1 protein-coding gene is annotated in these 1,838 nt (G+C 64.6%); it reads right to left on the bottom strand.

Features of this window, described 5'->3' with window-relative positions; genetic code table 11:
* Window positions 1-1,838 (bottom strand): lysozyme (locus X803_RS22975; protein WP_162149242.1); only part of this gene is annotated, 1,838 nt, incomplete at both ends.

Raw genomic sequence — 1,838 nt, 5'->3', positions numbered from 1 at the left:
AGTAGCTCAGGGTTCCGTTGTTCCACTGGGTGAGGAGGTCGATGGTGCCGTCGGCGTTCCAGTCCACGGGGTTGATGGACTTGATTCCGGTCCATCCGGAGCCGATCTGGAACCGTGTGCCGAAGCCGCCCTTGCCGTTGGCCGGGTAGTTCCAGAGCCGGCCGGAGGAATCGACCGCCACCATATCCGCCAACGCTCGGATCGAGGCCGTCGACTGCTCCGGCTCAGGCGCCGGTTCCGGCGCTGGAGCGGGTTCCGGAGTGGGAGCCGGTTCCGGGGCGGGAGTTGCTTCCTGCACGAAGTTGTCCACTGCGAACGAGGTTCCGGCGAGGGTGAAGGTGGTCCAGCCGTTGCCGACGGTGGATGCGGTGCCGAAGCCGTTGGTGGTGAAGGGGTAGTAGGTGAGGGTTCCGTTGGTGTTGCGTCCGATGATGCCGCGGCTGGTGGTGCCGTTGAAGCCGTCGACGGCGTTGATCGTGTCGACTCCGCCCCAGTTTTTACCGACGGTGGTGCGTGATCCGGAGGCGATGGTGCCGGTGCCGGTTCCGGTGTAGCGCAGGAGGTTGTTGTTGGCGTCGCGGGAGAGCAGGTCCATGCGTCCGTCGAGGTTCTGGTCGGCCATGACGATGGGCATGTTGGTGAAGCCGGATCCGATTTTCACGGCGTTGCCGAGTCGGTGGGTGGAGGTGTGGGGCCAGTAGTAGAGGGCGCCGTCGGTGTGGGTGCCGACGATGGTGATTCCCTGTCCCTTGACCCAGGGGCCGACGGCGAGGCTGAAGTTCTGCCAGCCGGAGGAGCCGATCTGGACGGGGGAGCGGAAGCCGCCGCCGGGAAGGCCGGGGTAGTAGCTCAGGGTTCCGTTGTTCCACTGGGTGAGGAGGTCGATGGTGCCGTCGGCGTTCCAGTCCACGGGGTTGATGGACTTGATTCCGGTCCAGCCGGAGCCGATCTGGAACCGTGTGCCGAAGCCGCCCTTGCCGTTGGCGGGGTAGTTCCAGAGCCGGCCGGAGGAATCGATCGCCACCATATCCGCCAACGCACGGATCGAGGGCTGCTGTGGGGCCGGAGCAGGAACGCTCCCGCCGCGTGCGAATGACTGTAGGCTGGTCATGGACCCGTTCCACTGGTTCCAGTCCCCGACAACGGGGCCCTCGCTGGTGTACTGCCAGACGCTGTAGAAGTTCCAGCTCGCGGGGAGGGTTCCGGCGCCGGAATTGTTGTACGAAGCGATGTGGAGTGCGTGGTCCGAGAAGGCAGCGCTGTTCCCGGTGCAGCGGTACCACCAGTCGGTGGTCGTGTAGATCATCGGCTTGCGTCCGGTGAGAGTGACCATGCGGTTCGAGAAGTCCCTCATCCAATTGACCATTTGGGACGCGCTCATGTCGTAGCAGGTGTTTCCCAGTGACGGATAAGGGTTGTACTCGACATCGAGCAGCGGCGGAAGGGTCTTGCCGTCGGCGCTCCAACCACCACCGTTCGCTACGAAATAGTCCGCCTGGGCTGCGCCGCTGGAAACGTTGGGAATGGCGAAGTGGTAGGCACCGCGCAGCATTCCGCGGTTAGCCGAGCTGGCGTACTGGTGGCCGAATTCGGGGTTCTTGTAGACGAGTGCTTCCGTTGCCTTGACGTAGGCCCAGCGGGAGCCGTAATTCCAGGCGCCGTTCCAGTTCACAACACCCTGGTGGCTGCTTACATCGACGCCGAGAACTCCCGACGACGGCTGCCAGTAGTTGGTCGCAAGCGGCGCCATTGCAGCACCCGAGTCTGCATCGGACGTGCTGTCTGCGCCCAGGGAGAGGCTGCGCGTCTCCTCGGGTGCCGGCTCCTGCGGGTCGCCC

It is taken from the genome of Arthrobacter sp. 35/47 (assembly GCF_000520475.1).
In the GTDB taxonomy this organism is placed as follows: domain Bacteria; phylum Actinomycetota; class Actinomycetes; order Actinomycetales; family Micrococcaceae; genus Arthrobacter_D; species Arthrobacter_D subterraneus.
Note: the sequence above shows the minus strand (reverse complement) of the source record. Positions and strands in the feature narration are given on the sequence as shown.